This window comes from Burkholderia sp. Bp8984, from assembly GCF_003853755.1.
Taxonomy (GTDB): domain Bacteria; phylum Pseudomonadota; class Gammaproteobacteria; order Burkholderiales; family Burkholderiaceae; genus Burkholderia.
In genome coordinates, this window is record NZ_QTQN01000014.1 from 71,279 (window position 1) to 96,674 (window position 25,396).

Here is a 25,396-nt window from a genome sequence, read left to right on the forward strand (position 1 = left end):
CAGTTGAAGTAGTACCGTTTTGCGTGCGGCTGTAGCTCAGTTGGATAGAGTACTTGGCTACGAACCAAGGGGTCGTGGGTTCGAATCCTGCCAGCCGCGCCACCTTTTTGGGAACCTTCCCACCGTAGAAGGTTCCGACAGTTGAAGTAGTACCGCTTTGCGTGCGGCTGTAGCTCAGTTGGATAGAGTACTTGGCTACGAACCAAGGGGTCGTGGGTTCGAATCCTGCCAGCCGCGCCACCTCAGAAGGGCCTTCCTCCGGGAAGGCCCTTTTTTCTTTTCCGCTTACCCTCTTCGCCTCTCCTCCTCTTCCCGGCAACACCGATCGCGCCCGAATCGTGCGGGAGCTGCCGCCACACAACGCCAAGCCCACATCACAAACGAAAACGGCGGCCCGTGGCCGCCGTCTCATTCCGCTGCATCGCAACGCGCAGCATCAGTAATCCTGCCGCTCGCGCTCGATGCGCATGCCGCCGTCATGACGCGCGTGCACGCTGTCGTCGGTCGAGCGCTCGCGCATGATCCGCATCACGTCCGGATTGGTCCGCACGCGCCGCATCACGTTCGCGAGATGCACGCGGTCGCTCACCTGGATCACGAAGCGCAGCACCGTCGATTCGTGCGTCAGATCCTCGTCCATCGCGATGTGAACGATGTTCGCGTCCGCCGACGTGATATCCGCCGCGACGCGCGCGAAGATGCCCTTCGTGTTCTTCACGAGCGCCTTCACCGCGACGTCGAACAGACGACCGGGCTGCGGCGCCCATTCGACGTCGATCCAGCGGCCCGGGTCGCGGCGATGGATGCGCTGCGCGACGCGGCAATCCGTCGTATGAATCGCCATCCCGAGACCGATGCCGATATAGCCCATGATTGCGTCGCCCGGAATCGGCCGGCAGCACGCCGACAGCTGCACGGACATCCCTTCGGTACCGGTGATCACGACCGGCGGCGCATTATGCGCGGGGTGCCGCTCGGACTTCGGCAGATCGTCGTCCGCATCGCGGCCGCTCATCAGCACCTCGATGCGCTTGGCCATCACCGCGGCGACGCGGCGGCCGAGGCCGATGTCCGCGAAGATTTCCTGGCGGCTCTTGTTGCCCGTCCACTGGACGAGCTTCTCCCACACTTCCGGCCCCACATCGGCCAGCGCGAGCCCGTAACCCTTCAGGCTCTGGTCGACGAGCCGCTCGCCGAGCTGCACCGACTCGTTCAGGCGCATCGTCTTCAGGTAGTGACGAATCGCCGAACGCGCCTTGCCGGTGCGCACGAAGCCGAGCCATGCGGGGTTCGGCTTCGAATACGGCGCGGTGATCACCTCGACGATGTCGCCGCTCTTCAGCTCGGTACGCAGCGGCAGCAACTCGTTGTTGATCTTCACGGCCACGCACTGGTTGCCGAGATCGCTGTGGATCGAATACGCGAAATCGAGCGCCGTCGCGCCGCGCGGCAGCGCCATGATCTTCGACTTCGGCGTGAACACGTAGACCGCATCCGGGAACAGGTCGATCTTCACGTGTTCGAGGAACTCGCTCGAATCGCCGGCTTCGCTCTGGATGTCGAGCAGCGACTTCAGCCACTGGTGCGCGCGCTTCTGCACGTCGTTCAGGTCCGCGCCGCCGTTCTTGTACAGCCAGTGCGCGGCCACGCCGGCCTCGGCGATCTCGTGCATCTTGCGCGTGCGCACCTGGAACTCGATCGGCGCGCCGAACGGGCCGACGAGCGTCGTGTGCAGCGACTGATAGCCGTTGATCTTCGGGATCGCGATGTAGTCCTTGAACTTGCCGGGCACGGGCTTGTACAGCGCGTGCAGCGCGCCGATGCACGTGTAGCAGTCGAGCGGGCTGTCGACGACGACGCGAAAACCGTACACGTCGAGCACCTGCGAGAACGACAGCTGCTTGTCGCGCATCTTGCGATAGATGCTGTAGATCGTCTTTTCGCGGCCGGTGATCTCGGCGTCGAGCTTCGCGTCGCCCATCGCGCGCTGGGCGGCCTCGAGGATCTTGCTGATCACTTCGCGGCGGTTGCCGCGCGCGGCCTTCACGGCCTTCTCGAGCGTCGCGTAGCGATGCGGGTTGAAGTTCGCGAAGCTCATGTCCTGCAGCTCGCGATACGTGTTGTTCAACCCGAGGCGGTGCGCGATCGGCGCATAGATGTCGAGCGTTTCGCGGGCGACGCGGCGGCGCTTTTCCATCGGCACCGCGCCGAGCGTGCGCATGTTGTGCAGACGGTCGGCGAGCTTGACGAGGATGACGCGCACGTCGCGCGCCATCGCGAGCAGCATCTTGCGGAAGTTTTCCGCCTGCGCTTCCTCGCGGCTGCGGAACTCCATCTTGTCGAGCTTCGACAGGCCGTCGACCAGTTCGGCAACCTTCGGGCCGAACCGTTCGGCCAGCTCGCTCTTGGTCACGCCCTGGTCTTCCATCACGTCGTGCAGCAGCGCCGCCATGACGGCTTGCGCGTCGAGCTTCCAGCCGGCGCAGATTTCCGCGACGGCGACGGGATGGGTGATGTAGGGTTCGCCGCTCTGGCGATATTGACCGAGGTGGGCTTCGTCGCTGAAGTGGAACGCCGCCTTGACCTCTTTGATTTCTTCCGGAGGGAGATACTCGGCAAGCACGCCCGTCAGTTTCGCGATCGAAACGACGCCGTGCTTGCGCGGCTGCTCCGGCGTGGCGGTCGGCCCGAACAGGTGCCGAAAGGACTGTTCGAGGACCGCGTCGATGTACTGGCGCGCAGGCGACTGGGCCGTGGCTTCGGTGGTCGAATCCGCGGAGGCGGACGATGGGGTGGTGCTCATATTCGCCTCCAGGTCGAGTCGTTGCGCGCGTGGACTACATGGCTGGAACGGGCCGGATGCGCGTTACACCGGCACCTTCTTCAGCATCTCGACGCCGACCTGGCCGGAGGCGATCTCGCGCAGCGCGACGACGGTCGGCTTGTCGCGGCTCTCGATCTTCGGCGTATGGCCTTGCGCGAGCTGCCGCGCGCGGTAGGTGGCGGCGAGCGCCAGTTCGAAGCGGTTGGGGATTTGCTTCAGGCAGTCTTCGACGGTAATGCGAGCCATGTTGGAAATTCCTTCTGAATATAGTCGTTATTCTACCTTATGTCCCTCTACCCTCGCGTCATTCCGCGTGAGGCAGATGGATGCCGAGCTCGATGAACAGTTCCGCGTGTCGCGCGTACTGCGAAGCAAAGCGCAGGCGCGTGGCCGCGACGATGCATTCGAGTTCGGCGAGCGCACGATCGAAATTCTCGTTGATCACGACGTATTCCGCTTCCGACGCGTGCGCGATCTCGCTGCCGGCAGCCAGCAGGCGCCGCGTGATCACGTTCGGTTCGTCCTGGCCGCGCTTCTTCAGACGTTCCTCGAGCGCGTCGAGCGACGGCGGCAGGATGAAGATGCCGACCGCGTTGCGGAACTGCTTCTTCACCTGCAGTGCGCCCTGCCAGTCGATCTCGAGCAGCACGTCGTGGCCGTTCATCATCTGCTCTTCGATCCAGACGCGCGACGTGCCGTAATAGTTGCCGTGCACTTCCGCGCTCTCGAGGAATTCGTGCGCGGCGTGGCGCGCGCGGAAATCCTCGACGGTCGTGAAGTGGTAGTGCTGGCCGTCCTGCTCGCCCGGGCGCGGCTTGCGCGTCGTGTACGAGATCGACAGGCAGATGTCGCTGTCCTTCGACAGCAACGCGTTCACGAGCGTCGACTTGCCGGCACCCGACGGCGCGACGACCATGAACAGGTTGCCGGGATAGACGCCGCCGTGCAGCGCATGCGACGCGTGGCCGTCGCGGTTGAGGTCGGTCATGTTGCTTTACTCCAGGTTTTGCACTTGCTCACGCATCTGCTCGATCAACAGCTTGAGCGCCATCGATGCGTCGGCGAGTTCCTTCGCCGCCGCCTTCGAGCCGAGCGTGTTTGCTTCGCGATTCAGTTCCTGCATCATGAAGTCGAGACGCTTGCCGACGCGGCCGCCCTTCTCGATCACGTGACGCGTTTCGTTCAGGTGCGCGGTGAGTCGCGACAGCTCTTCCGCGATGTCGATCCGGATGCCGTACATCGTCACTTCCTGACGAATGCGTTCCGCGGCTTCCTCGCGCGTGACGATCGGCGCGCTGCCTTCGGGCGCCGCGATGCCGAGCGCTTCCTGCAGCCGCTCGACGATCTTCTGCTGATGCTTCGCGATCAGCTCAGGCACGAGCGGCGTGATGCGCGCGACGATCGCTTCCATTTCGGTGACGTTCGACAGCAGCATCGTCGCCAGCTGCGCGCCTTCGCGCGAACGCACGACGACGAGCTCGCCGATCGCTTCCTTGCCGCACGCGAGCACCGCGTCGCGGATCGCGTCCGCCGACACGCCGCTCTCGGCGAGCACGCCCGGCCAGCGCAGGATCTCGCCCGCGCGCAGGCGGCCGACGCCCGGGAACGAATCGAGCACCGAACGCTCGAGCTCGGCGAGCTGGCCGAGCGCCGTCTGGTTCAGCGCGCCCGCACCGATGCTCTGCTCGCCGCGCTGCAGGTTGATGCGCACGTCGACCTTGCCGCGCGACAGCTTGTTCATCAGCATTTCGCGCAGCGCGGGTTCGCACGCGCGCACGTCGTCCGGCATGCGGAAATTCAGGTCGAGGAAGCGCGAGTTCACGGTGCGCAGTTCGACCGACACGCTGGTGCCGCCGTTGCCGGTGGCCGTCGCGAGTTCGCGCGTCGCGCTCGCATAGCCCGTCATGCTGTAGATCATGGTTCGTCTCGCCGTCTGGGTGCCCTTCACGGGCGGGAATATGTCGAGGCGCCCGGCGCATTGCAAGGCGCGGGGCGGGAAGCGCGCATTATCCCATTTTTGCGCCCCACCCCGCCGGGCACGCCTGCCGTTCGGCGCTAAAATCGGGGTTTCCTCTTCCGTCCACGATTCCCCCATGACGTCTTCCCTGTCCCGCCCGAGCGGCCGCCGCGCCGACGAACTGCGCAAGGTCGCCCTCACGCGCCACTACACGAAACACGCCGAAGGCTCGGTACTCGTCGAATTCGGCGATACCAAGGTGATCTGCACCGCGAGCGTCGCCGAGCGTGTGCCCGAATTCCTGCGCGATCGCGGCCAGGGCTGGCTGACGGCCGAATACGGGATGCTGCCGCGCGCGACGCACACGCGCAGCGACCGTGAAGCGGCGCGCGGCAAGCAGACGGGCCGCACGCAGGAAATTCAGCGCCTGATCGGCCGTGCGCTGCGCGCGGTGTTCGATCTGGAGGCGCTCGGCCCGCGCACGATCCACATCGACTGCGACGTGATCCAGGCCGACGGCGGCACGCGCACGGCCAGCATCACCGGCGCCTTCGTCGCCGCGCACGACGCCGTGTCGAAGCTGATCGCGGCCGGCAAGCTCGCGCGCTCGCCGATCACCGACCACGTCGCCGCGATCTCGGTCGGCGTGTACGAAGGCGCGCCCGTGCTCGATCTCGACTACGCCGAAGATTCGCAGTGCGATACCGACATGAACGTCGTGATGACGGGCGCCGGCGGCTTCGTCGAAGTCCAGGGCACCGCCGAAGGCGTGCCGTTCTCGCGCGCCGAGATGAACGCGCTGCTCGACCTCGCGCAAAACGGGATCGGCCAGCTCGTGCAGCTGCAGAAGGACGTGCTGGGCGCCGGCCATGTCTGATGATCGCACCCTCGCGCCGCTGTCGCGCATCGTGCTCGCGTCGAACAACGCCGGCAAGCTGCGCGAATTCACCGCGCTGTTCTCGACGGTCGGCATCGAGATCGTGCCGCAGGGCGACCTGGCCGTGCCCGAGGCGGAAGAACCGTTCGGCACGTTCATCGAGAATGCGCTGACGAAAGCGCGGCACGCGTCGCGGCTCACCGGCCTGCCGGCGATCGCCGACGATTCGGGGCTGTGCGTGCGCGCGCTGCGCGGCGCACCGGGCGTCTATTCGGCGCGCTATGCGCAGCGCGCGGGCGGCGCCAAGGGCGACGCGGCCAACAATGCGTACCTCGTCGAGCAGCTGCGCGGCGTCGCAGACCGACGCGCATACTATTGCTGCGTGCTCGCGCTGGTGCGCCACGCGGACGATCCCGAACCGCTGTTCGCCGAAGGCCGCTGGGTGGGCGAGATCGTCGACACGCCGCGCGGCGAGCACGGATTCGGCTACGACCCGTATTTCCACCTGCCGTCGCTCGGCGCGACGGCGGCCGAACTCGAGCCGGCCGTGAAGAACACGCACAGCCATCGCGCGCTCGCGCTGAAGGCGCTGCTCGCGCGGCTCGCGGAGGAACCGGCATGATCGTCCTCGTCACGCATTCGCAACCGGAGGCCGCATGAGCCAGGCGGCGGAAACCGGCGCGCGCGTCGTCGCGACCTTCACGTCGCCCGGGCAGGTACGGCTCACGTCGCTGCCGCCGCTCGCGCTGTACGTGCATTTTCCGTGGTGCGTGCGCAAGTGCCCGTACTGCGATTTCAACTCGCACGAGTGGAAAGGCGAGCGGTTTCCGGAAACCGAGTACCTCGATGCGCTGCGCGCCGATCTCGAACAGGCGCTGCCGCTCGTCTGGGGCCGGCAGGTGCATACGGTGTTCATCGGCGGCGGCACGCCGAGCCTGCTGTCCGCGGCCGGCCTCGACCGGCTGCTGTCCGACGTGCGCGCGCTGCTGCCGCTCGATGCCGACGCCGAGATCACGCTCGAGGCGAACCCGGGCACGTTCGAGGCCGCGAAGTTCGCGCAATTCCGCGCGAGCGGCGTGAACCGCCTGTCGGTCGGCATCCAGAGTTTCAACGAAGGCCATCTGAAAGCGCTCGGCCGTATTCACGACACCGCGCAGGCGCGCGCGGCCGTCGAGATCGCCGCGAAGACGTTCGACAACTTCAACCTCGACCTGATGTTCGCGCTGCCGAACCAGACGCTCGACGAATGCCGGGCCGACATCGAGACCGCGCTGTCGTACGCGCCACCGCATCTGTCGCTGTATCACCTGACGCTCGAGCCGAACACGCTGTTCGCGAAGTTTCCGCCCGCGGTGCCCGACGACGACGCGTCGGCCGACATGCAGGAATGGATCCACGCGCGCACGGCCGAGGCCGGCTACGACCGCTACGAAGTGTCGGCGTACGCGAAGCCGAATCATCAGTGCAAGCACAACCTGAACTACTGGCGCTTCGGCGACTATCTCGGGATCGGCGCGGGCGCGCACACGAAGCTGTCGTTCCCGAACCGGATCCTGCGGCAGGCGCGCTACAAGCATCCGGCCACCTTCATCGAACAGGCGACGGCCGGCACGCCGGTGCAGGAAGAGCGTGAAGTCGGGGCGCGCGACCTGCCGTTCGAGTTCATGCTGAACACGCTGCGGCTCGTCGAGGGCTTCCCGGTGCACGGCTTCGTCGAACGCACGGGTTTGCCGATCAGCACGATCGAGCCGGCACTGAAGGAAGCGGAACGGCGCGGGCTGATCACGCGCGATTTCGCGCAGATCGCGCCGACGCCGCTCGGCCAGCGTTTCCTCAACGACCTGCAGGAATTGTTCCTGCGTGACGATTGAAGCGGAACGAGGCGGCATTTCGGTTACAATGCCGCCTCGTGTGGAAGCGTGGCCGAGCGGTTTAAGGCACCGGTCTTGAAAACCGGCGACGGGAAACTGTCCGTGAGTTCGAATCTCACCGCTTCCGCCAGGAAGTTCGCCCAACCCCGTCCATTCATCGAATGACGGGGTTTTTGTTTGTCCGCGGCGCGCCGCGCACGCTGCCCCCTCTGCCTGCCGACGCATCTCGCCCGATGCCGTTACAATCCGGCGCTCCGATTCGCGAAACGGGAAATCCACGTCATGAAGCCCTTCATCGCCTCGTCGCTCGTCGCCCTGCTGGCCGCCGTCGGCACGCACGCAGCGGCCGCCGATTCCGCCTCCGGCACCGACGCGCAAACACCGTCGTGCGCGATCGCGTACGTGAAGGGCGTCGGCGGCTCGCCGCGCGGCCTGCGCGAATATCTCGCGAGCCCGACGCCGTACAACTACCTGAAGGAAAACGAGCTCCAGTGCAAGGTGTCGGATGACGGGCGCGCGTCGAACTGCACCGGCGTGACCTACATCCGCAACGAGCAGGTCAGCGTGTACGACGATTCCGACCCGGCGACGCTGACGGTCGTCGCGCCGGTGGAACTCGAGCACGGCCAGAAGTATCCGGTGATCCTCGTGGTGCAGCGCAAGGACGCGCGCTGCACGCGGTAACACGCACCGCCTGCGGCACGCTCGACGTTGCCGCTGGCGACGCGCGCAGCCCTCACGGGCCGGGCCGCCATCGCCTAGAATTCGATCAGCACGGCGACACGACCGCCGCCGCAATTCGATGCCGCCCGCACCATCCGTGCGTGCGGCACACGGAGACCGCCATGACCGAACTGTCGACAGCGCCCGATCACGTCGATTACGAAGGCTTCGAGATCCATGTGGTGCCGGGCCTCGTCCCCGGCAGCGATGCGCGCTACACCTACACAGGCTATGTCTGCCATCCGGGCGTGAACCCCGCGCTGCCGGATCATGCCGTGCCGTTCCATGCGGACGGCGAAGAAAGCTTCGCGAGCGTCGAGGAAGCGGTGCATGAAGCCGTGCACATCGGCAAGACCATCATCGACGGCACGCATCCGGACCTGTCCGTTCTATCGCTCGTGACACACGGCTACTGAGCCGGTCGAGTACGCCGCTGCCGTTGCGTCAGGGACGCGCCGCGCGTGCGCAATCGTCGTGCCCGCATGGTCACGTGTCATGTCACATCGCGTCGCGATGCGCGCCGGAAGCCCCGCCGAATCGCCATCATCCGCGAATCGGCACATCGCGCTTCGCGTGCTATGCGTTTGTCCCGATAACGCGCCGCGCGCAGACGCCTATCATTTTTTTATCGTCACCCTCCGGCACTCCCCCATGCCTTCTCTTCCCTGCCCGGGCGTCGACCGGCTGCGCATTGCCGCGCTGGTCTCCGCCGTCATGCTTGCCGCCTGCACGATCACGCCGCCCCCGTCGCTGCGCTCGATCCTGACGATTCCGTCGGTCATCCGCAGCGCGAATCGCGACCAGTACCGCGTGGAAGTCGCGCAGTGCGTCGCCGAGCACAATCCGTCCGCCGTGTCGCACGGGGTGCCGCAGGCGATGCTGCGCTCGCTCGTCGTCGTCGCGTTCACCGTCGATCGCAGTGGCCAGCTCGTCAACGCATCCGTCTATCGCAGCAACGGCGACAGTGAAGCGGAAGCGCTCGCGCTCGCGTCGCTGCGCCGCTCGGCGCCACTGCCGCCACCGCCGTCGAAACTGCTGGACGGCAATGGCCGGCTCGAGATGATGGAAGGCTGGCTGTTCAACGACGACGGCCACTTCCAGTTGCAAAGCACCGCATCCGCGCAGGCGCAATCGATCGACTGAGCCCGCGCCCGCCCGCGTTTGCCGCCATGTCGCGGCGCTGGCTATAATTTTCCGCAATCGCGCGGCCACCCTCCCGCGCGCGTTCGCGCGCCGCACCCGGCATGCGAGCCGACCACGCCGGCACCGGGCGGCGGCGACCTATCCGTCTCCATCGTCGACCGGCGGGTGACGTCCGCGCCACGCCGCGCGTCCACGCCGCCGCCTCATCCGCTCGGCCGCTCCCGGCAGGCGTCCGCTTGCCCGAGCGCTCACCCGGCCGACCGCCCAACGACAAAACGGAGACATCCATGTCCGCATCTCCCCCGGCCGTTGCACACGCAACCGGTTCGGCCGGCGCCGTCAGCCACCGGCGCATCGTGTTCGCGAGCTTCATCGGCACCGCGATCGAGTTCTACGACTTCTACGTGTACGCGACCGCCGCGGCACTCGTCATCGGCCCCGTGTTCTTTCCGCACGGCTCCGCGACCGCCCAGGCGCTGTCCGCATTCGTCACGTTCGGCATCGCGTTCATCGCGCGGCCGATCGGCTCGTTCCTGTTCGGCCACTTCGGCGACCGCATCGGCCGCAAATCGACGCTCGTCGCGTCGCTGCTCGTGATGGGCGTGTCCACCACCGCGATCGGCTTCGTGCCCGGCTACGACACGATCGGTGCGCTCGCACCGGTGCTGCTGTGCGTGCTGCGCTTCGGCCAGGGGATCGGCCTCGGCGGCGAATGGGGCGGTGCGGCGCTGCTCGCGACCGAGCACGCGCCGCAAGGCAAGCGCGGCTGGTTCGGGATGTTCCCGCAGCTGGGCCCGTCGGTGGGCTTCCTGATGTCGAACGGGTTGTTCTTCGCGCTCGCGCTGTCGCTGTCCGACGAACAATTCCGCAGCTGGGGCTGGCGCATCCCGTTCCTCGTCAGCGCGGTGCTCGTCGCGCTCGGCCTGTACGTGCGGCTGAAAATCACCGAGACGCCGGCGTTCCAGGCCGCACTCGACCGCAACGAGCGCGTGCGCGTGCCGGTCGCGACGCTCGTCTCGCAACACTGGAAGCCGACGCTGCTCGGCGCGCTCGCGATGGTGGTCTGCTACACGCTGTTCTATATCTCGACGGTGTTCTCGCTGTCGTACGGCGTGTCGACGCTGCATATTCCGCGCCAGAGCTTTCTCGGCCTGCTGTGCTTCGCGGTCGTGTTCATGGGGCTTGCGACGCCGCTGTCGGCGTGGGCCTCGGACCGCTTCGGCCGCAGGCCGGTGCTGGTCGTCGGCGCGATCGCCGCGCTGTCGTCCGGCTTCGCGATGGAGCCGCTGCTCGGCAGCGGCTCGATGCCGCTCGTCGCGCTGTTCCTGACCATCGAGCTGTTCCTGATGGGCGTGACGTTCGCGCCGATGGGCGCGCTGCTGCCCGAATTGTTCCCGACCAACGTCCGCTATACGGGCGCGGGCGTCGCGTACAACCTCGGCGGGATCCTCGGCGCGTCGATCGCGCCATACATCGCGCAACTGCTCGCCGCGCGCGGCGGCCTGTCGTGGGTCGGCGGCTACGTGTCGGTTGCGGCGGCAATCAGCCTGGTCGGCGTGCTGCTGATGCGCGAAACCCGCGACGCATCGCTCGTCTGAGCCCTCGAGGCGCCCCGGGTTGTGCGGCGGGGTCGCCGCCTATGCTCGATCCGGGGGCGCCGTCACGCACCCCGGGCTCCCTCCGCTGAAGGAGCCGCCTCAATGAACCTCCGCCTCGACAACGCTGGCCTCGTCCTGATCCTGGCGCTCGCACCGGGTGGCGCCCTGCTGCTCGCGGCGCGCTTCCGGCCGAAAACCTGGCGCGGCGTCCTGTTCGAGGCGCTTCTCGCCAACCTGGCCGCCGTCGCCGCGGTGATGACGGTCGAAGCGCTGCTCGCCTGAACGCGCGGCCCGCTTCCCCCGGGCCGGTTCATGCCGATAGCGGGCTCGCGCTGGCCCTAGGCCGTCAGCCGGTCACGCAGCGCGCCATAGGCCGGCCCGACCGCATCGATCGCATCGAGTGCCTGCGCAACCGACGGCGGCGCGCCCGGTTCGCCGATCGACAGCGCGTTCGGCGCGCCGCCGATGCCGCAATGGTGACGCGACGTCGCGACGAAAATCATCACGGTCGGCCGCTGCAGCGCGTGCGCCATATGCACGAACCCGGTATCGACTCCCACCACGAGCGCGGCCCGGCCGATGGCCGCACCCAGTTCGCGCACCGACATCGCCGGCAGCACGATCGCGCCCGACGCACGCGCGGCAATGTCCTGCGCAGCGTCGTGTTCGGCTGCCGATCCCCACGGCACGAGCACGCGCACGCCGCGCGCCATCATCTGCGTAGCCAGCGCGGCCCAGTGGTCGGCGGGCCATTGCTTGTCCGGATTGGACGTGGCGTGAAACAGCAGCATGAACGGCGCGCCGTCGGTCACGGCGGGCGGCAGGCTCGCATCCTGCGGCGGGACGATCCCGTAAGCGGCGCTGCCCTCGGGGACATAGCCCAGCGCCTCGCCGGCGCTCACGCGCATCCCGTGCCACGCGTCGCAGTCCGGCCGCGGGCCGAAGCGATGCGAGTAGGCGAAGCGGGCACCCGCCTCGCCGAGATCCTGCGTCTGATAGCCGACGCGGCGCGCGGCACGCGCGAGTGCCGAGATGATCGCGCTCTTGTAGACGCCGTGCAGGTCGATGACCGCATCGTAGCGGTGCGCGCGCAGCGCGCCGATCGACGCCGAGATCGCCTTCAGGTCGCCGCCGTTCCGGAGCTTCTTGAACCGCCGCAACGGCGCGCAAAGCACCTTGCTCACACCCGGATGCCAGCGCACGACCTCGGCGCACGATTCGTCGACGGCCCAGTCGACCGTTACGCCCGGAAAGGCACGGTGGAGGTCCGCGACGACAGGCAGCGTCTGGACGACGTCGCCGAGCGACGTCACTTTCACGATGAGGATGCGTTTCACTTTTCTTATGATGAATGGGGTGGGCCGGCCATTTGGTGATGCTAACGACGGTTGCCGCGTTGATACATTACGCCGACATTACATTTGCAACAAAGTGCGACGCTTTTGTGAGGATTTGTCGAGCCCCGGCTGCATCAGGTTCTTTTTATAATGCGCTCTTTGCCCTCCCGGCTCCCGCCGATGCAACGCCCCGCCCTTCCTGCCCTGCTTTCCGGGTTGTTTCCCGCCCTCACCCGCCGCTCGCTGCGGATCTGGCGCCAGTACGGCGTATTCTGGCTCGGCGCGATCGCCGTGGGCCTCGCGGCCGTGCTGTACGCGCGGCTGATCGACTGGGGCTACGACACGTTCCGCACGATGCGCGACCACGCCGCGTGGCTGCCGCTGCTGCTGACGCCGTCGATCGCCGCCGCGTCGGCATGGCTCACGCGCCGCTTCTTCCGCGGCGCCGAGGGCAGCGGGATCCCGCAGGTCATTGCGACGCTGCATGCGAGCCCGGGCGCGTTCGGCGCGCGGCTGCTGACCCTGCGCATCCTGTTCGGCAAGGTCCTGATCTCGTTCATGGGCATCCTCGGCGGCTTCACGATCGGACGCGAAGGCCCGACCGTGCAGGTCGGCGCGTCGCTGATGTTCAACCTGCGGCGCTTCTACCCGCGCTCGAACGCGCAGATCGAACGACAGCTCGTACTCGCCGGCGCGGCGGCCGGCCTGTCGGCCGCGTTCAATACGCCGCTCGCCGGGATCGTGTTCGCGATCGAGGAGCTGACCCGCAGCTTCTCCGCCCGCGCAAGCGGCGTGCTGATCACCGCGATCATCCTCGCCGGTGTCGTCGCGCTGGGCCTGAACGGCAACTACACGTACTTCGGCACGATCGACGCCGGCCAGCATTTCCCGAAGATGCTCGCCGTCGCCGTGCTCGTCACCGCGCTCGTGACCGGCGTCGCGGGCGGCCTCTTCAGCTGGCTGCTGCTCAATACCGGGCGCTGGCTGCCCGCGCGCCTGCTCGGCCTGTATCGCGAGCGCCCGATCGCGTTCGCGGCGCTGTGCGGTTTCGTGATCGCCGTCGTCGGCCTCGTGTCGGGCGGGACGACGTTCGGCAGCGGCTATGCCGAGGCGCGCGGCCTGCTCGACGGCCATGAACGGCTGTCGGTGCTCTATCCGTTCCTGAAGATGGTGTCGATGGTCGCGTCGTACCTGCCGGGCATTCCGGGCGGGATCTTCGCGCCGTCGCTGTCGATCGGCGCCGGGTTCGGCAACCTGCTGCACCTCGTGTTCGGCGACATGAGCCTGCCGATGCTGATCGCGCTCGCGATGGTCGGCTACCTCGCGGCGGTCACGCAGTCGCCGATCACGTCGTTCGTGATCGTGATGGAGATGATCAACGGTCACGCGCTCGTGATTTCGCTGATGGCGACCGCACTGGTGTCGAGCCGGATGGCGCGCTTCTTCGCGCCGCCGCTCTACGAAACACTCGCGCAGCGCTATCTCGCGCCGCCCGCGGCCGCCGCCGAACCCGCCGCGGCGCCGGCGGTTGCGGCCGGCGTCGTCGAGCCGCAGGACGCGGCCGCCGCGCCCGCCGATCCGCTCGACACGCTGCGCGAACGGGACAGTGGCGAGCCGCAGGCCCCGGCGGCCGGCAACGCCGCCACGCACACGCCCGCGACGTCGCACGACGACGGACCGTCCGCTTCCGGCACGACCGCTTCCGGCACGACTCCTTCCGGCACGAGCGGCCCGGCGCAGACGGGCCCGCATGCCCCTCAGTAGATCACCACCGGCGCGGGCCGATAGTAGACGGGCCGCGCCGGCACGACGATACAGCCGGCGAGCGTGATCGCGACGAGCGCAATGGCAAGGGCGGTTCTTTTCATCGCGCGCCTCCGTCAGGCCCAATGGCCGCGCGTCCAGAACCAGTTCGGGCCGCGCTGATCCCAGTGGCCCGGCACCCAGTGCATGCCGATACGCTCGGTTTCCCAGCGGCCGCCGATCCAGACGTAGCGGCCATGATCCCAGTGCCAGTGACCGCGCTCCCACACATAGCCGACGCGTGCGTCGGGCACGACCTCGTAGCGCACCGGCGGCGGCGCGTTCGGCGCGACGACGACGATTTCCTCGGCGGGCGCGGCCCCCGGTTCGGCGACGAGAATCCGGCCCGACTGCACCATCACGGGCGTACCGACGAGGATTTCGTCTGCGCGTGCGGCGAGCGGCGCGGCGACGGCTGACAGGCCCGCGGCGAACAGTACGAGCGAAACGATACGGCGTTGAACGGTAGAGACAGCCATCACAACCTCCTGATTGACAAATGACGCGAGCGTATTCGTTCAATGCGGGAGATCGACCAACGGCCGACAGACGCCGTGTTACGGCGCGACCGAAAGTGCAACAGGGCGTAAGACGCGCACGGCGGCAGGCGCCACCGTGCGGGGGGACAGACAGCGGTCAGGCTTGCGGAATCTCGATCTTCACTTCGAGGACTTCGAGATCGTCCTGGCGCTCGAGGCTCACGCGGATGTCATCGTTCGAAATATGGACGTACTTCGAGATGACCGCGACCAGCTCCTTCTGCAGCGCCGGCAGGTAATCAGCCGGCGGCCGGCCGCCGACCCGCTCGTGCGCGATGATGAGCTGCAGGCGCTCCTTCGCGACCGATGCGGACTTCTTCTTCTCGCCGAGGAGAAACGAAAGGATGGACATGGGCGGCCTCCGTTACTTGCTGCCGAAGAGGCGCTGCAGCAGGCCCGGCTTCTGATAATCGGTGAAGCGCAGCGGCTTGTCCTCGCCGAGGAAGCGCGCGACGACGTCCTTGTACGCTTCCGCAACGTCGGTGCCGTCGATGTGCACGGCCGGCAGGCCCTGGTTCGAGGCGTGCAGCACGGCTTCCGATTCCGGCACCACGCCGATCAGCTTGATGCGCAGGATCTCGCTGATGTCCTCGAGCGACAGCATTTCGCCTTCGCTCACGCGCTTCGGACTGTAGCGCGTGATCAGCAGGTGTTCCTTGATCGGATCCTTGCCTTCGGCCGCGCGCTTCGTCTTCGACGACAGGATGCCGAGAATGCGGTCCGAGTCGCGCACCGACGACACTTCCGGGTTCGTGACGATCAGCGCTTCGTCCGCGAAGTACATCGCGTGCAGCGCGCCCGCCTCGATACCGGCCGGCGAGTCGCAGACGATGTATTCGAAGTCCATCGCGACCAGGTCGTTCAGCACCTTCTCGACACCGTCACGCGTGAGCGCATCCTTGTCGCGCGTCTGCGATGCCGGCAGGATGAACAGGTTCTCGCACTTCTTGTCCTTGATCAGCGCCTGGTTCAGGTTCGCTTCGCCCTGGATCACGTTGACGAGGTCATACACCACGCGACGCTCGCAGCCCATGATGAGATCGAGGTTGCGCAGGCCGACGTCGAAGTCGATCACGGCCGTCTTGTGGCCGCGCAGCGCGAGGCCGGACGCGAAGCTCGCGCTGGTCGTCGTCTTGCCCACGCCGCCCTTGCCCGAAGTCACCACGATGATTTTTGCCATTTACCCAATACCCTGTGTTCGTCAATGAGAGCCGATCGACCCGGAGCGTGCCGCGTGAATCACGTCAGGCGCAGCGGTTCGATCATCAGTTTTTCCTCTTCGAGCCGGATCTGCACCGATTTGCCCAGTATGTCCGCGGGCAACGGGTTCTCGGTCGTTCGATAGATACCCGCGATCGAAATCAGTTCCGGCTCCAGACACGTGCAGAAAATGCGCGCGTCGTGATTGCCGTGCACGCCCGCGAGTGCGCGGCCGCGCAACGGCGCGTAGATGTGGATGTTGCCTTCCGCGATGATCTCGGCACCGTGACTGACCGGCGCCAGCACCACGAGGTCTCCTTTCGCGTAAATCTGCTGCCCCGAACGCAGCGGCCGGTCGATCACCAGCGTCTGGCCGCCCGCCGCAACCGGCGTCGGCGCAGGTTCCGGCGCCGGTTCGGCTGCCGCGGCAGCGGCCGGCGCCGCGACGGGCGCCGCCTCCGCTTCGTCGGCCGGCTTCGCGGCCGACACGCGGCGATCGCGCGCCTCGAGCAACGGCAGGCCGGCTTCCCCCGCCCAGCCCTGCGTCGCCAGCGCGACGACGCCCACCGGGCGCATCCGCACGTCGTTCAGCATCTGGCGGATGTCGGCGAGCGCGACGCGTTCGCCGTCCGCGAGGCGGCGGACGTCGATCGCGACGACATCATCGGCGAAAAACTCGGGAGTCGCTTCGAAGCGCTTGACCAGTTCGGTACGCAACGCATCGAGATCGGTCGTCTTCACGGTGAACAGCAACGTATCGACCGATCCGCTGCGCAGCTCGAAGAATGGCGATTTTTTAAGCGACATGGACACTCTGCAAAAAATTTTTGCGTATTTTACAGGCGTCCACGCGTGCGGCCATTATTTTTGGGGAACCGGGGGGCGACGGTCGCGGCGAGCGCGCAACCGGCAGGCGGGCAGTCGGGCGGGCGGCCGGGCCTTCATCACGCCGTGCGGCCCGCGCATTCATGCGTCAGGGTGTGTTGAAGTGCGACACGAACAACGACTTCATCGCGCCGGGCATCCGCGCGATCGGCGCATGCTCGCCCGTGTTGCCGAAGCCCGCCCGTTCGTAGAAACGGATCGCGTTGCGGTTCGCATCGGCGATCCATGCGTAGACGTCCCGCGCCCCGCGTTCGGCCAGCCACGCGGTAGCCGTTTCCAGCAACAGCACGCCGCCGCGCAGGTGGCGGACCGCGTGCGCGACCCACAGCTCGCTGACGAACGCGCGCCGCTCGGGCGTCGTGTCGAAATACGCGCCGATCATGCCGGCCGGATGGCCTTCGGTGTACAGCAGGAAAGTCGTCGACTCGTCGGACGCGGCACGCAGCGCGGCGATGGCCGCCGCCGCGTCGGAATCGACGTTCAGCAATTCGGCCTCCGGCGCTTCACCGGGCGCGTAGGGCTCACGCAGCGATGCGGCGCGGAGTTCGCGATACACGCCGCCCTGATCGGCAGCGATACGACGAACGGTCAAGGTCGAACTCATGCAGGCACAGCCCCCTTCGGACAGCAAGTTACTAGCTTCAACCGAAAGCGGGGCATGAGTCAAATCGTAATTTTCAAATGACAGCGCGGATCGAAAGGCAGCACGCGTCGCGCACGCGCGGGTGTGCGGGTGCAGCATCGACGCGTCGACGGGCCGCGACGCATGGCAGTCCGAACGGCGAAGTCGGACGCGTCGCCCCGCTCGCCTTGTCATGCATGGCATTCATGTGGTCAGGGTCCGACGTTACCCCGCAGCGGCGCCGTAATGATCCGTAATATATGTATCCCAAAAAGCCGCGCCGCCACGCGATGTCGCGTCGCATTTATTGCATTGCAACATCCGTTGCGGACCCAGCCGCCGGATACTCGCGCGTGTGGCCTCACGTATTCATCCGACGAGAATGCCGGCCGCACGAGCGGATCGGACCCGCTCCGGCCTGTTTCAATCACCGTGGCGCAGGCCCCTCCCGGCCCGCGTCCTGCACGGGCCGCCGTTTGAAGTCGCCCGCCTAGCGGCGGGGTTTGGAAAGCGCGCGCGACGGTCGTATAACTGGCACAACCGGACCACCGATCCGGTGCCGCGCGCCGTGCCGCGGACCCACGACGATTCGAACGACGACAAGCGCGTCACTCGGCCGCCGCACCCGCACACGCGGGAGCCGGCCCCGAAAAGGAGGGAGACAATGGCAATGACCGACGCATCGGCCTCGGGCTGGTCGGATGGCAAACGTTATCTGTGGCTGCTCGGCGCGGTGACGATCACGCTGCCGATCCTCTCGGCCCAGCTCGCGCTGTCGACGGGCCTCCACGTGTTCTGGTGGTTCGGCCCGCTGTTCGCGTTCGGCGTGATCCCGGTCCTGGACACGCTGATCGGCGACGATCGCGACAATCCGCCCGAAGCCGTCGTCCCGCATCTCGAACGCGAGCGCTACTACCGCTACATCGTCTATCTCGCGACGCTGGTCGAATACATCGCGTTCTTCATGTGCGTGCGGATCGTCGGCACGCATGCGCTCGCGTGGTACGACTACGTCGGCTTCGCGCTGTCGCTCGGCGCCGCAACGAGCATCTCGATCAACACCGCGCACGAACTCGGGCACAAGACCAGCCGCTTCGAGCGCTGGCTCGCGAAAGTCACGCTCGCGCCGGTGGCGTACGGGCACTTCTTCGTCGAGCACAACCGCGGCCATCACGTGCGCGTCGCGACGGCCGAGGATCCGGCGAGCGCTCGCTACGGCGAATCGTTCTGGGCCTTCCTGCCGCGCACTGTGACGGGCAGCATCCGCTCGGCGTGGCGCCTCGAGAAGGCACGCCTCGAGCGGCTCGGGCAATCGCCGTGGACCTGGCGCAACGAGGTGCTGCACGCGTGGGCGATGACCGTCGTCGTGTGGGGCATCGCGCTCGCGATGGCCGGCAAGATCGTGATCCCGTTCCTCGTGATCCAGGCCGTGTACGGCGCGTCGCTGCTCGAAGTCGTCAACTACGTCGAGCACTACGGGCTCGGCCGCCGCAAGCTGCCGAGCGGCCGCTACGAGCGCTGCACGCCGCAGCATTCGTGGAACAGCAATCACGTCGTCACCAACCTGTTCCTGTACCAGTTGCAGCGGCACGCCGACCATCACGCGAACCCGACGCGCTCGTACCAGGCGCTGCGACACTTCGACGACTCGCCGCAACTGCCGGCCGGCTACGCGACGATGATCCTGTTCGCCTATGTGCCGCCGCTCTGGTATCGCGTAATGAATCCGCGTGTCGTCGCGCACTATGGCGGCAACATGGCGCAATCGAACATCAAGCCATCGATCCGCGCTCGCGTGCTCGCGCAGTATTCGGCCGCGGGGTGACGCAGGACGGCGCGGTCGCGGTCGCGGTCGCGGTCGCGGTCGCGGTCGCGGTCGCGGTCGCGGTCGGCAATATCGTCACGCGGCCTGCGGCAGCCTGAACACGGCGACCGCGTGCCGCAGCGCGCTCGCCTGCTCGGCCAGCGCCGCATTGCGCTGCGTCGCTTCATCCATCTGCGTGACCGCGACGTTCACCTGCTGGATGCCGCCGCTTTGCTCCTGCGAAGCGGACGATATCTCGCCGACGATCGACGTGACCCGCTGCACCGCGCCGACGATCTCGTGGATCGATTCGCCCGCGCGCGCGATCAGCACGGCGCCCTCGTCGACCCGCCGCGTCGATTGCTCGATCAGCGTTTTGATCTCCTTGGCGGCGGCCGCGCTGCGCTGCGCGAGCGTGCGCACCTCCGACGCGACGACCGCGAAGCCGCGCCCCTGCTCGCCCGCGCGCGCCGCCTCGACGGCCGCGTTCAGCGCGAGGATGTTGGTCTGGAATGCGATGCCGTCGATGACCGCGATGATCTCGCCGACCTTCGCCGCGCTGGCGGCAATCCCGCTCATCGTGCCGACCGCGTCCGTCATCACGCCACCGCCCGCGGACGCGATGTCCGATGCGTCGCGTGCGAGCTGCGCCGCATGCTGCGCGTGCTCGGCCGACTGGCGCACGATGCCCGTCAGTTCGGTCATGCTGGCCGCGGTTTCCTCGAGCGAGGCAGCCTGCGCCTCGGTGCGCGACGACAGGTCGTGATTGCCCGCCGCGATCTGCGCACTCGCGGTCGCGACGGCTTCGGCATGCGTACGCACCTCGAGCACGACACCAGACAGGCTCGCCTGCATCGTCTTCAATGCGCGCAGCAGATCGGCGATCTCGTCGCGGCCGGCCGCGTCGACGTCGCGCGTCAGGTCGCCGCCGGCCACCGCCTGTGCACAGGCCACGGCGCGATCGAGCGGCCGCAGGATCGCGCGGCTGAACAGGAACGCACCGATCATCGCGATGCCGAGCACGATCAGCATGAGCACGACGCTCGCCGCGGTCGCGTGGCGCGCATCGCGGCTCGCTTGCGACGATACGGCAGCACTCTCGTCGGCGATCGCCTTCGCCGCGCGCTCGAGCAGCGCGGCGGGCGCCCGGTCGACGCCCGCCACGGCCGCGTCCCCGGCCGTCGGCTCGAAGCCCGCGGCCTTGAACGCGTCGAACCCGCGCCGGTAGCCGTCGCCCATCGCCGCATGCGCGCGCATGAACTGCTCGACGAGCGTCCGGCTCTCGCCGGGCGGCAGCTCGCCGACGAGCTGCGCGGCGAGCGTGTCTACCGTGCGCTCGCGCGTCTGGAATGCCTGCCAGTACTTGTCGAGCTTGTCGGGCTGCTTGCCGCGCAGCAGCGTGTCCTTCCATTCCTGCACCTGCAGCTTGAACTGCACGAGCGTGGCCGATACGAGCCGCTCGTCGGCAACGTGCGTCTGCACGTCGTTCGCGAACGTGTCGATCGAGCGATTGAGAATGCGGATGCCGTATAGCGCGCCGCAGAACATCAGCAGCAGCGCAATGGCGAATGCGAGGGGAATCTTGTAGCTCAGCTTCATGGGACCTTGGATCGTCGGAGAACGGCGACCGCGCAAAAAGCGCGAGCCGCCGACCGCTCTGTTAACGGCGCGCGAGATCAAGGCTGAAGCGGGCAAGCGGCGGCGGGAACCGTGCGGGTCGAGCACGAAGCCCGTGGCGATCCGTGGGCGGCGGGAACCGAGGCAACAACGCCCAAGCGGGTGGGGTGCCGGCCGATCGGTACGCGCGCGCGTACCGCACATCGCATCCACGCTCGCCACCGGGCGACCAAAACGAAAAACCCCGTGATCCTTCCGGATCACGGGGCTTCGTATTTTGGCGGAGAGGGTGGGATTCGAACCCACGGTACGGGGAAACCGTACGCCTGATTTCGAGTCAGGTACATTCGACCACTCTGCCACCTCTCCTTCCTTGCTGCTTCATTTCCCGGTTGGTCGTGTCCGGGAAAGAAAAGATTATAGAACGATCTCTTCGAAACTCACAAGCGTTTTTTGCAAAATTTTTTGCGAGCCCGTCGAACACCGATCGCGCAGCGATCTCACGACGCCTGCGCAGGCGCTTCGATTCGCTCCATGCCGCCCATGTACGGACGCAGCGCCTCGGGCACCGTGACCGAACCGTCGGCATTCTGGTAGTTCTCCAGCACCGCGACGAGCGTGCGGCCGACCGCGAGGCCGGAGCCGTTCAGCGTATGCACGAGTTCCGGCTTGCCCTGCGCGTTGCGGAAACGCGCCTGCATCCGGCGCGCCTGGAACGCCTCGGTGTTCGAGCAGCTCGAGATCTCGCGATAGGTGTTCTGCGCGGGCAGCCACACTTCGAGGTCGAACGTCTTCGCGGCCGAGAAGCCCATGTCGCCCGTGCACAGCGTGATCACGCGGTACGGCAGGCCGAGCTTCTGCAGGATCGCCTCCGCGTGGCCGACCATCTCGTCGAGTGCCGCATACGACGCGTCCGGCGCGACGACCTGCACCATCTCGACCTTGTCGAACTGGTGCTGGCGGATCATCCCGCGCGTGTCGCGGCCGTACGAACCGGCTTCGGAGCGGAAGCACGGCGAATGCGCGGTCAGCTTGATCGGCAGCGCGGAGCCTTCGACGATCGACTCGCGCACGGTGTTCGTCAGCGAAATCTCGGACGTGGAGATCAGGTACTGCGTGATCGTGTTTTCGGCGCCGCCCTTCTCGACGCGGAACATGTCGTCCGCGAACTTCGGCAGCTGGCCCGTGCCGTACAGGATCTCGGGATTCACGATGTACGGCGTGTACGTCTCGCTGTAGCCGTGCTGCAGCGTGTGCGTGTCGATCATGAACTGCGCGAGCGCGCGGTGCAGGCGTGCGATCGAGCCGCGCAGCATCGTGAAGCGTGCGCCGGCGAGCTTCGCGCCGGTTTCGAAATCGAGGCCGAGCGGCGTGCCGACGTCGACGTGATCCTTCACCTCGAAGTCGAACTGGCGCGGCGTGCCCCAGCGGCGCACTTCGACGTTGTCGGCTTCGTCCTTGCCGACCGGCACGCTTTCGTGCGCGATGTTCGGCATGCCCAGCATCAGGTCGGACAGGCGCGTCTGGATCTCGCCGAGCTTGGCCTCCGACGCCTTCATTTCGTCGCCGATCCCGCCGACTTCGGCCATGACGGCCGACGTGTCCTCGCCCTTCCCCTTCATCGCGCCGATCTGCTTCGACAGGCTGTTGCGGCGCGCCTGAAGCTCTTCGGTACGGGTCTGGATCGCACGGCGTTCCACTTCGAGGGCGGAGAACGCGGCGACGTCGAGGGTGTAGCCGCGATCGGCGAGGCGCTTCGCGACGCCGTCGAGGTCTTTGCGCAGCAACTGGATGTCGAGCATGGGAGGACTTGGAAAATCGTTGTGTAAGACGGGAATTCTAACGCACCGCGGGGCCGCCACGGCATTGGCCGGATGGACAGTGCCGCAAACGCGCGACGGGCGTGGCAGTATCGCATTGCCGGCCTGCGCGCCCGCAGCCGGCGAAGCGCATTGCGCGACGCCGCGGCGCAGCGCGCGACAGCCGCCCCGGCCGGGCGCAACGCGGCGGGCAACGCACCCGTCTTCGCATCACCATCACCCGAGGGAACCCGATGGCCATCGAACTGGACAAGGATGTTCGCGACCGCGCGATCGCGTCGCTGCAACGGTATTTCACAGAAAACATGGACGAGCCGATCGGCAACATCCAGGCCGGTGCGCTGCTGCATTTCTTCGTCGAGGAAATCGCGCCGGCAATCTACAACCTCGCGATCGCCGATGCGCAGGAGCGCCTGCACGCACGGGTCGCCGAGCTCGACATCGACTGCCACGAGGAGCCGTTCGAGTACTGGAAGAAGCAGCCGGGCCGCCGGCGCTGACACGCCCCAGGCAGCGCCGGCCGTCGCGCCGCGCTCGGCCGGTCAGTCCTTCTTGCCGGCCTCGCGGTCGAGCTCGCGCAGCCACGCGAGCTTGTCGGCGATCTTCGATTCGAGCCCGCGCGGCACCGGCTTGTACCAGCGCGGTTCGCGCATCCCTTCCGGAAGATACGACTCGCCGGCCGCATAGGCATTCGGCTCGTCATGCGCGTAGCGATACGCGTGACCGTAGCCGAGTTCCTTCATCAGCTTGGTCGGCGCATTGCGCAGATGCACGGGCACCTCGCGCGACTTGTCCTGCTTCACGAACGCCATCGCCTGGTTGAACGCGTTGTAGCCCGCATTGCTCTTCGCCGCGCACGCGAGATAGATCACCGCCTGCCCGAGCGCCAGCTCGCCTTCGGGCGAGCCGAGCCGCTCGTAGGTCTCGGCCGCGTCGTTCGCCACCTGCAGCGCGCGCGGATCGGCGAGGCCGATGTCTTCCCACGCCATCCGCACGATGCGCCGCGCGAGATATTTCGGATCCGCGCCGCCGTCGATCATCCGGCAGAACCAGTACAGCGCACCGTCCGGGCTCGAACCGCGCACCGACTTGTGCAGCGCCGAGATCTGGTCGTAGAAGTTGTCGCCGCCCTTGTCGAAGCGCCGCGCGTTCAGCGTCATCGCGCTGCTGACGAACTCGGCATCGATGGTCGTGACCTTGGCCGAGGCTGCGGCCGTCTGCGCCTGCTCGAGCAGGTTCAGGAAGCGCCGCGCGTCGCCGTCCGCATAACCGATGAGCGTATCGATCGCCTTGTCGTCGAACGCGAGCCCGTCGAGCGCGATTTCGTGCGCGCGCTTGAGCAGCTGACGCATCTCGTCATCGTTCAGCGACTGCAGCACGTACACCTGCGCCCGCGACAGCAGCGCCGAGTTGACTTCGAAGCTCGGGTTCTCGGTCGTCGCGCCGATGAAGGTCACGAGCCCCGACTCGACGAACGGCAGCAGCGCATCCTGCTGACCCTTGTTGAAGCGGTGGATTTCGTCGACGAACAGGATCGTGTGGCGGCCGGTGCGATTCAGCGTGTCCTTCGCCTGCTCCATCGACTCGCGGATGTCCTTCACGCCGCCGAGCACCGCGGACAGCGCGATGAACTCGCAGTCGAACGCGAGCGCGGTGAGGCGCGCGAGCGTCGTCTTGCCGACGCCGGGCGGCCCCCACAGGATCATCGAATGCGGCTTGCCGGATTCGAACGCGAGCCGCAGCGGCTTGCCTTCGCCCAGCAGATGCGTCTGGCCGATCACCTCGGCGAGCGTCTTCGGCCGCAGCGCCTCGGCGAGCGGCCGGCGCGGCTCGACTTGAAACAGGTCGGACATGAACCCTCGCTCCAGATCAAACGATGGCGGCCGAACGGCCGCCGGACCCGACATTATGACAGCCGCGCGACTGCACCGCCGCGCCTGGTGCTTGCGCCCGATCCCGACGCCCGATGCCCGCGCCCGATGCCCGCGCCCCAAAAAACAACACGGGCCTGCCGTCGCCGGCAGGCCCGTGTCGGGAAAACGGCGTGGTGCCGGTCAGCCGTTGATCACGTCCGCGCCCTTCGGCACGACGAACTTGAACGTATCGCTCTTCAGCGGCGGGTTCGTCTGGATGTTCGTGAACGTGAGCAGCGTGACGTTGCCGAATACGTCGTGCAATTCCATCGCGGCGAGCGTGCCGTTGCGGAAGCCGATGCCGATCCGCTGGAATTGCGTGTCCTGCGCCTTCGGCAGCATCTCGAGCCACTCGATGCCGCCCTTCTCGCCTGCATCGCGCAGCGTGTAGTTCTTGTCGAGATCGTTGCTGCCGAACAGGATCGCGGCCGGGCTCGCGCCCAGCGCGCCGTTCAGCTTGCGTTCGGTGACCTGGTTCAGGTCGCGGTCGTACACGTAGAGCTTGTCGCCGTCGGCCTGCAGCACCTGCTGGTACGGCTTCTGGTACGTCCAGATGAACTTGCCCGGACGCGAGAACACGAACGTGCCGCTCGAATTGTCGTTCGGCTTCGGCGCGGCCTGCACGGCGCTCGCGCCCTTGGCCGGCGCCTTGACGATCTGCTGCGTGAAATCGCCTTTCGCCGAACGCACCTGCGACACGAAGGCCTTCAGCTGCTCGGTGCCGCCCGCGAACGCGTGCGTCGCCGCGAGCATCAGCGATGCGCCGGCGAGCGCCGCGCCGAGCCAGCGCCGCGTCGAACGAAGGGACACTGCGAACGAATGTTGCTGCATATTGCGGTTTTCTCCCTGGGTGGCCGGCGCTG

General features: G+C 67.1%; 25 protein-coding genes and 4 tRNA genes. 14 read left to right on the forward strand and 15 right to left on the reverse strand.

The features are described from left to right. The first annotated feature begins 25 nt into the window (after positions 1–25). Both DID98_RS16360 and DID98_RS16365 read left to right on the forward strand, forming a co-directional pair. Positions 26–102, forward strand: a tRNA-Arg gene (locus DID98_RS16360). A gap of 61 nt (positions 103–163) precedes the next feature. Continuing rightward, positions 164–240 (forward strand) — tRNA-Arg (locus tag DID98_RS16365). A gap of 196 nt (positions 241–436) precedes the next feature. Here DID98_RS16365 and DID98_RS16370 read toward each other — a convergent pair. The 4 genes from DID98_RS16370 to DID98_RS16385 form a co-directional block, all read right to left on the reverse strand. Beyond that, on the reverse strand, positions 437–2,803 hold the full coding sequence (locus DID98_RS16370; protein ID WP_124522116.1) for a bifunctional (p)ppGpp synthetase/guanosine-3',5'-bis(diphosphate) 3'-pyrophosphohydrolase: 2,367 nt from the start codon (positions 2,801–2,803) through the stop codon (positions 437–439). Between the two features lie 63 nt (positions 2,804–2,866). Further along, entirely contained in the window at positions 2,867–3,070 is a 204-nt protein-coding gene (rpoZ, locus tag DID98_RS16375) for a DNA-directed RNA polymerase subunit omega (RefSeq protein ID WP_044848533.1), read from the reverse strand. 58 nt (positions 3,071–3,128) lie between these two features. Beyond that, positions 3,129–3,812 carry a guanylate kinase gene (gmk, locus tag DID98_RS16380; protein ID WP_124487795.1) on the reverse strand — a complete coding sequence of 228 codons (684 nt, stop codon included), beginning with the start codon at positions 3,810–3,812 and terminating at the stop codon, positions 3,129–3,131. A 6-nt stretch (positions 3,813–3,818) separates the two neighbouring features. Next, positions 3,819–4,742 carry a YicC/YloC family endoribonuclease gene (locus DID98_RS16385; protein WP_124487794.1) on the reverse strand — a complete coding sequence of 308 codons (924 nt, stop codon included), beginning with the start codon at positions 4,740–4,742 and terminating at the stop codon, positions 3,819–3,821. A gap of 175 nt (positions 4,743–4,917) precedes the next feature. Between DID98_RS16385 and rph the strand changes: the two genes are divergently transcribed. The 9 genes from rph to DID98_RS16435 all read left to right on the forward strand — a co-directional run bounded on the left by rph (position 4,918) and on the right by DID98_RS16435 (position 11,275). Further along, complete coding sequence (rph, locus tag DID98_RS16390; RefSeq protein WP_124487793.1) at positions 4,918–5,658, forward strand: ribonuclease PH; 741 nt, start codon at positions 4,918–4,920, stop codon at positions 5,656–5,658. Beyond that, positions 5,651–6,280 (forward strand): RdgB/HAM1 family non-canonical purine NTP pyrophosphatase, encoded by a 630-nt coding sequence (gene rdgB / locus DID98_RS16395; protein WP_124487792.1) that lies wholly within the window; start codon positions 5,651–5,653, stop codon positions 6,278–6,280. The genes rph and rdgB overlap by 8 nt, the downstream gene beginning before the upstream one ends. A 34-nt stretch (positions 6,281–6,314) precedes the next feature. Further along, entirely contained in the window at positions 6,315–7,529 is a 1,215-nt protein-coding gene (gene hemW, locus DID98_RS16400; protein ID WP_124487791.1) for a radical SAM family heme chaperone HemW, read from the forward strand. Positions 7,530–7,571: 42 nt separating this feature from the next. Further along, positions 7,572–7,659 (forward strand) — tRNA-Ser (locus DID98_RS16405). A 152-nt stretch (positions 7,660–7,811) separates the two neighbouring features. Further along, positions 7,812–8,213, forward strand: coding sequence for a hypothetical protein (locus tag DID98_RS16410; protein ID WP_124571019.1), 402 nt, complete (start codon positions 7,812–7,814; stop codon positions 8,211–8,213). Positions 8,214–8,374: 161 nt separating this feature from the next. Further along, positions 8,375–8,668 (forward strand): hypothetical protein, encoded by a 294-nt coding sequence (locus DID98_RS16415; RefSeq protein WP_044848553.1) that lies wholly within the window; start codon positions 8,375–8,377, stop codon positions 8,666–8,668. A 235-nt stretch (positions 8,669–8,903) separates the two neighbouring features. After that, the gene (locus DID98_RS16420; RefSeq protein ID WP_124571020.1) at positions 8,904–9,395 is read left to right on the forward strand and encodes an energy transducer TonB; all 492 of its coding nucleotides are present in this window, start codon (positions 8,904–8,906) and stop codon (positions 9,393–9,395) included. Positions 9,396–9,682: 287 nt separating this feature from the next. Then, a complete protein-coding gene (locus tag DID98_RS16430) occupies positions 9,683–10,993 on the forward strand; it encodes an MFS transporter (RefSeq protein ID WP_124571021.1) in 1,311 nt (436 codons plus the stop codon). Between the two features lie 102 nt (positions 10,994–11,095). Then, complete coding sequence (locus DID98_RS16435) at positions 11,096–11,275, forward strand: hypothetical protein (RefSeq protein WP_124571022.1); 180 nt, start codon at positions 11,096–11,098, stop codon at positions 11,273–11,275. A gap of 56 nt (positions 11,276–11,331) precedes the next feature. Here DID98_RS16435 and waaC read toward each other — a convergent pair whose 3' ends face one another. Continuing rightward, a complete protein-coding gene (gene waaC, locus DID98_RS16440; protein WP_044849276.1) occupies positions 11,332–12,330 on the reverse strand; it encodes a lipopolysaccharide heptosyltransferase I in 999 nt (332 codons plus the stop codon). Positions 12,331–12,510: 180 nt separating this feature from the next. Between waaC and DID98_RS16445 the strand changes: the two genes are divergently transcribed. Beyond that, complete coding sequence (locus DID98_RS16445) at positions 12,511–14,094, forward strand: chloride channel protein (RefSeq protein ID WP_260428080.1); 1,584 nt, start codon at positions 12,511–12,513, stop codon at positions 14,092–14,094. A 116-nt stretch (positions 14,095–14,210) separates the two neighbouring features. Here the strand turns inward: DID98_RS16445 and DID98_RS16450 are convergent, their stop codons facing one another. The 5 genes from DID98_RS16450 to DID98_RS16470 all read right to left on the reverse strand — a co-directional run bounded on the left by DID98_RS16450 (position 14,211) and on the right by DID98_RS16470 (position 17,499). Then, positions 14,211–14,612 carry a YXWGXW repeat-containing protein gene (locus DID98_RS16450; RefSeq protein ID WP_124571023.1) on the reverse strand — a complete coding sequence of 134 codons (402 nt, stop codon included), beginning with the start codon at positions 14,610–14,612 and terminating at the stop codon, positions 14,211–14,213. Positions 14,613–14,769: 157 nt separating this feature from the next. Beyond that, positions 14,770–15,024 carry a cell division topological specificity factor MinE gene (gene minE, locus DID98_RS16455; RefSeq protein WP_006486661.1) on the reverse strand — a complete coding sequence of 85 codons (255 nt, stop codon included), beginning with the start codon at positions 15,022–15,024 and terminating at the stop codon, positions 14,770–14,772. A 12-nt stretch (positions 15,025–15,036) separates the two neighbouring features. Further along, positions 15,037–15,852 carry a septum site-determining protein MinD gene (gene minD / locus DID98_RS16460; RefSeq protein ID WP_044849298.1) on the reverse strand — a complete coding sequence of 272 codons (816 nt, stop codon included), beginning with the start codon at positions 15,850–15,852 and terminating at the stop codon, positions 15,037–15,039. A gap of 59 nt (positions 15,853–15,911) precedes the next feature. After that, the gene (minC, locus tag DID98_RS16465) at positions 15,912–16,679 is read right to left on the reverse strand and encodes a septum site-determining protein MinC (protein WP_124571024.1); all 768 of its coding nucleotides are present in this window, start codon (positions 16,677–16,679) and stop codon (positions 15,912–15,914) included. 166 nt (positions 16,680–16,845) lie between these two features. Then, the gene (locus DID98_RS16470; protein ID WP_260426262.1) at positions 16,846–17,499 is read right to left on the reverse strand and encodes a GNAT family N-acetyltransferase; all 654 of its coding nucleotides are present in this window, start codon (positions 17,497–17,499) and stop codon (positions 16,846–16,848) included. Between the two features lie 544 nt (positions 17,500–18,043). On the opposite strand from DID98_RS16470, the gene DID98_RS16475 reads away from it, so the two are divergent. Beyond that, positions 18,044–19,204, forward strand: a complete 1,161-nt coding sequence (locus DID98_RS16475; RefSeq protein WP_124571025.1) for an alkane 1-monooxygenase — start codon at positions 18,044–18,046, stop codon at positions 19,202–19,204. A gap of 75 nt (positions 19,205–19,279) precedes the next feature. Here DID98_RS16475 and DID98_RS16480 read toward each other — a convergent pair whose 3' ends face one another. The 3 genes from DID98_RS16480 to serS all read right to left on the reverse strand — a co-directional run bounded on the left by DID98_RS16480 (position 19,280) and on the right by serS (position 22,602). Continuing rightward, positions 19,280–20,782 (reverse strand): methyl-accepting chemotaxis protein, encoded by a 1,503-nt coding sequence (locus DID98_RS16480; RefSeq protein WP_124571026.1) that lies wholly within the window; start codon positions 20,780–20,782, stop codon positions 19,280–19,282. A 296-nt stretch (positions 20,783–21,078) separates the two neighbouring features. Continuing rightward, a tRNA-Ser gene (locus DID98_RS16485) sits at positions 21,079–21,169 on the reverse strand. A gap of 131 nt (positions 21,170–21,300) precedes the next feature. Next, a complete protein-coding gene (gene serS / locus DID98_RS16490; protein WP_124571027.1) occupies positions 21,301–22,602 on the reverse strand; it encodes a serine--tRNA ligase in 1,302 nt (433 codons plus the stop codon). 251 nt (positions 22,603–22,853) lie between these two features. On the opposite strand from serS, the gene DID98_RS16495 reads away from it, so the two are divergent. Continuing rightward, positions 22,854–23,120, forward strand: coding sequence for a DUF2164 domain-containing protein (locus DID98_RS16495; RefSeq protein WP_124487783.1), 267 nt, complete (start codon positions 22,854–22,856; stop codon positions 23,118–23,120). A 42-nt stretch (positions 23,121–23,162) separates the two neighbouring features. On the opposite strand, the gene DID98_RS16500 is transcribed toward DID98_RS16495, so the two are convergent. Both DID98_RS16500 and lolA read right to left on the reverse strand, forming a co-directional pair. Beyond that, positions 23,163–24,473, reverse strand: a complete 1,311-nt coding sequence (locus tag DID98_RS16500; RefSeq protein ID WP_124571028.1) for a replication-associated recombination protein A — start codon at positions 24,471–24,473, stop codon at positions 23,163–23,165. 201 nt (positions 24,474–24,674) lie between these two features. After that, positions 24,675–25,364, reverse strand: a complete 690-nt coding sequence (gene lolA / locus DID98_RS16505) for an outer membrane lipoprotein chaperone LolA (RefSeq protein ID WP_044846204.1) — start codon at positions 25,362–25,364, stop codon at positions 24,675–24,677. Positions 25,365–25,396: the final 32 nt, after the last annotated feature.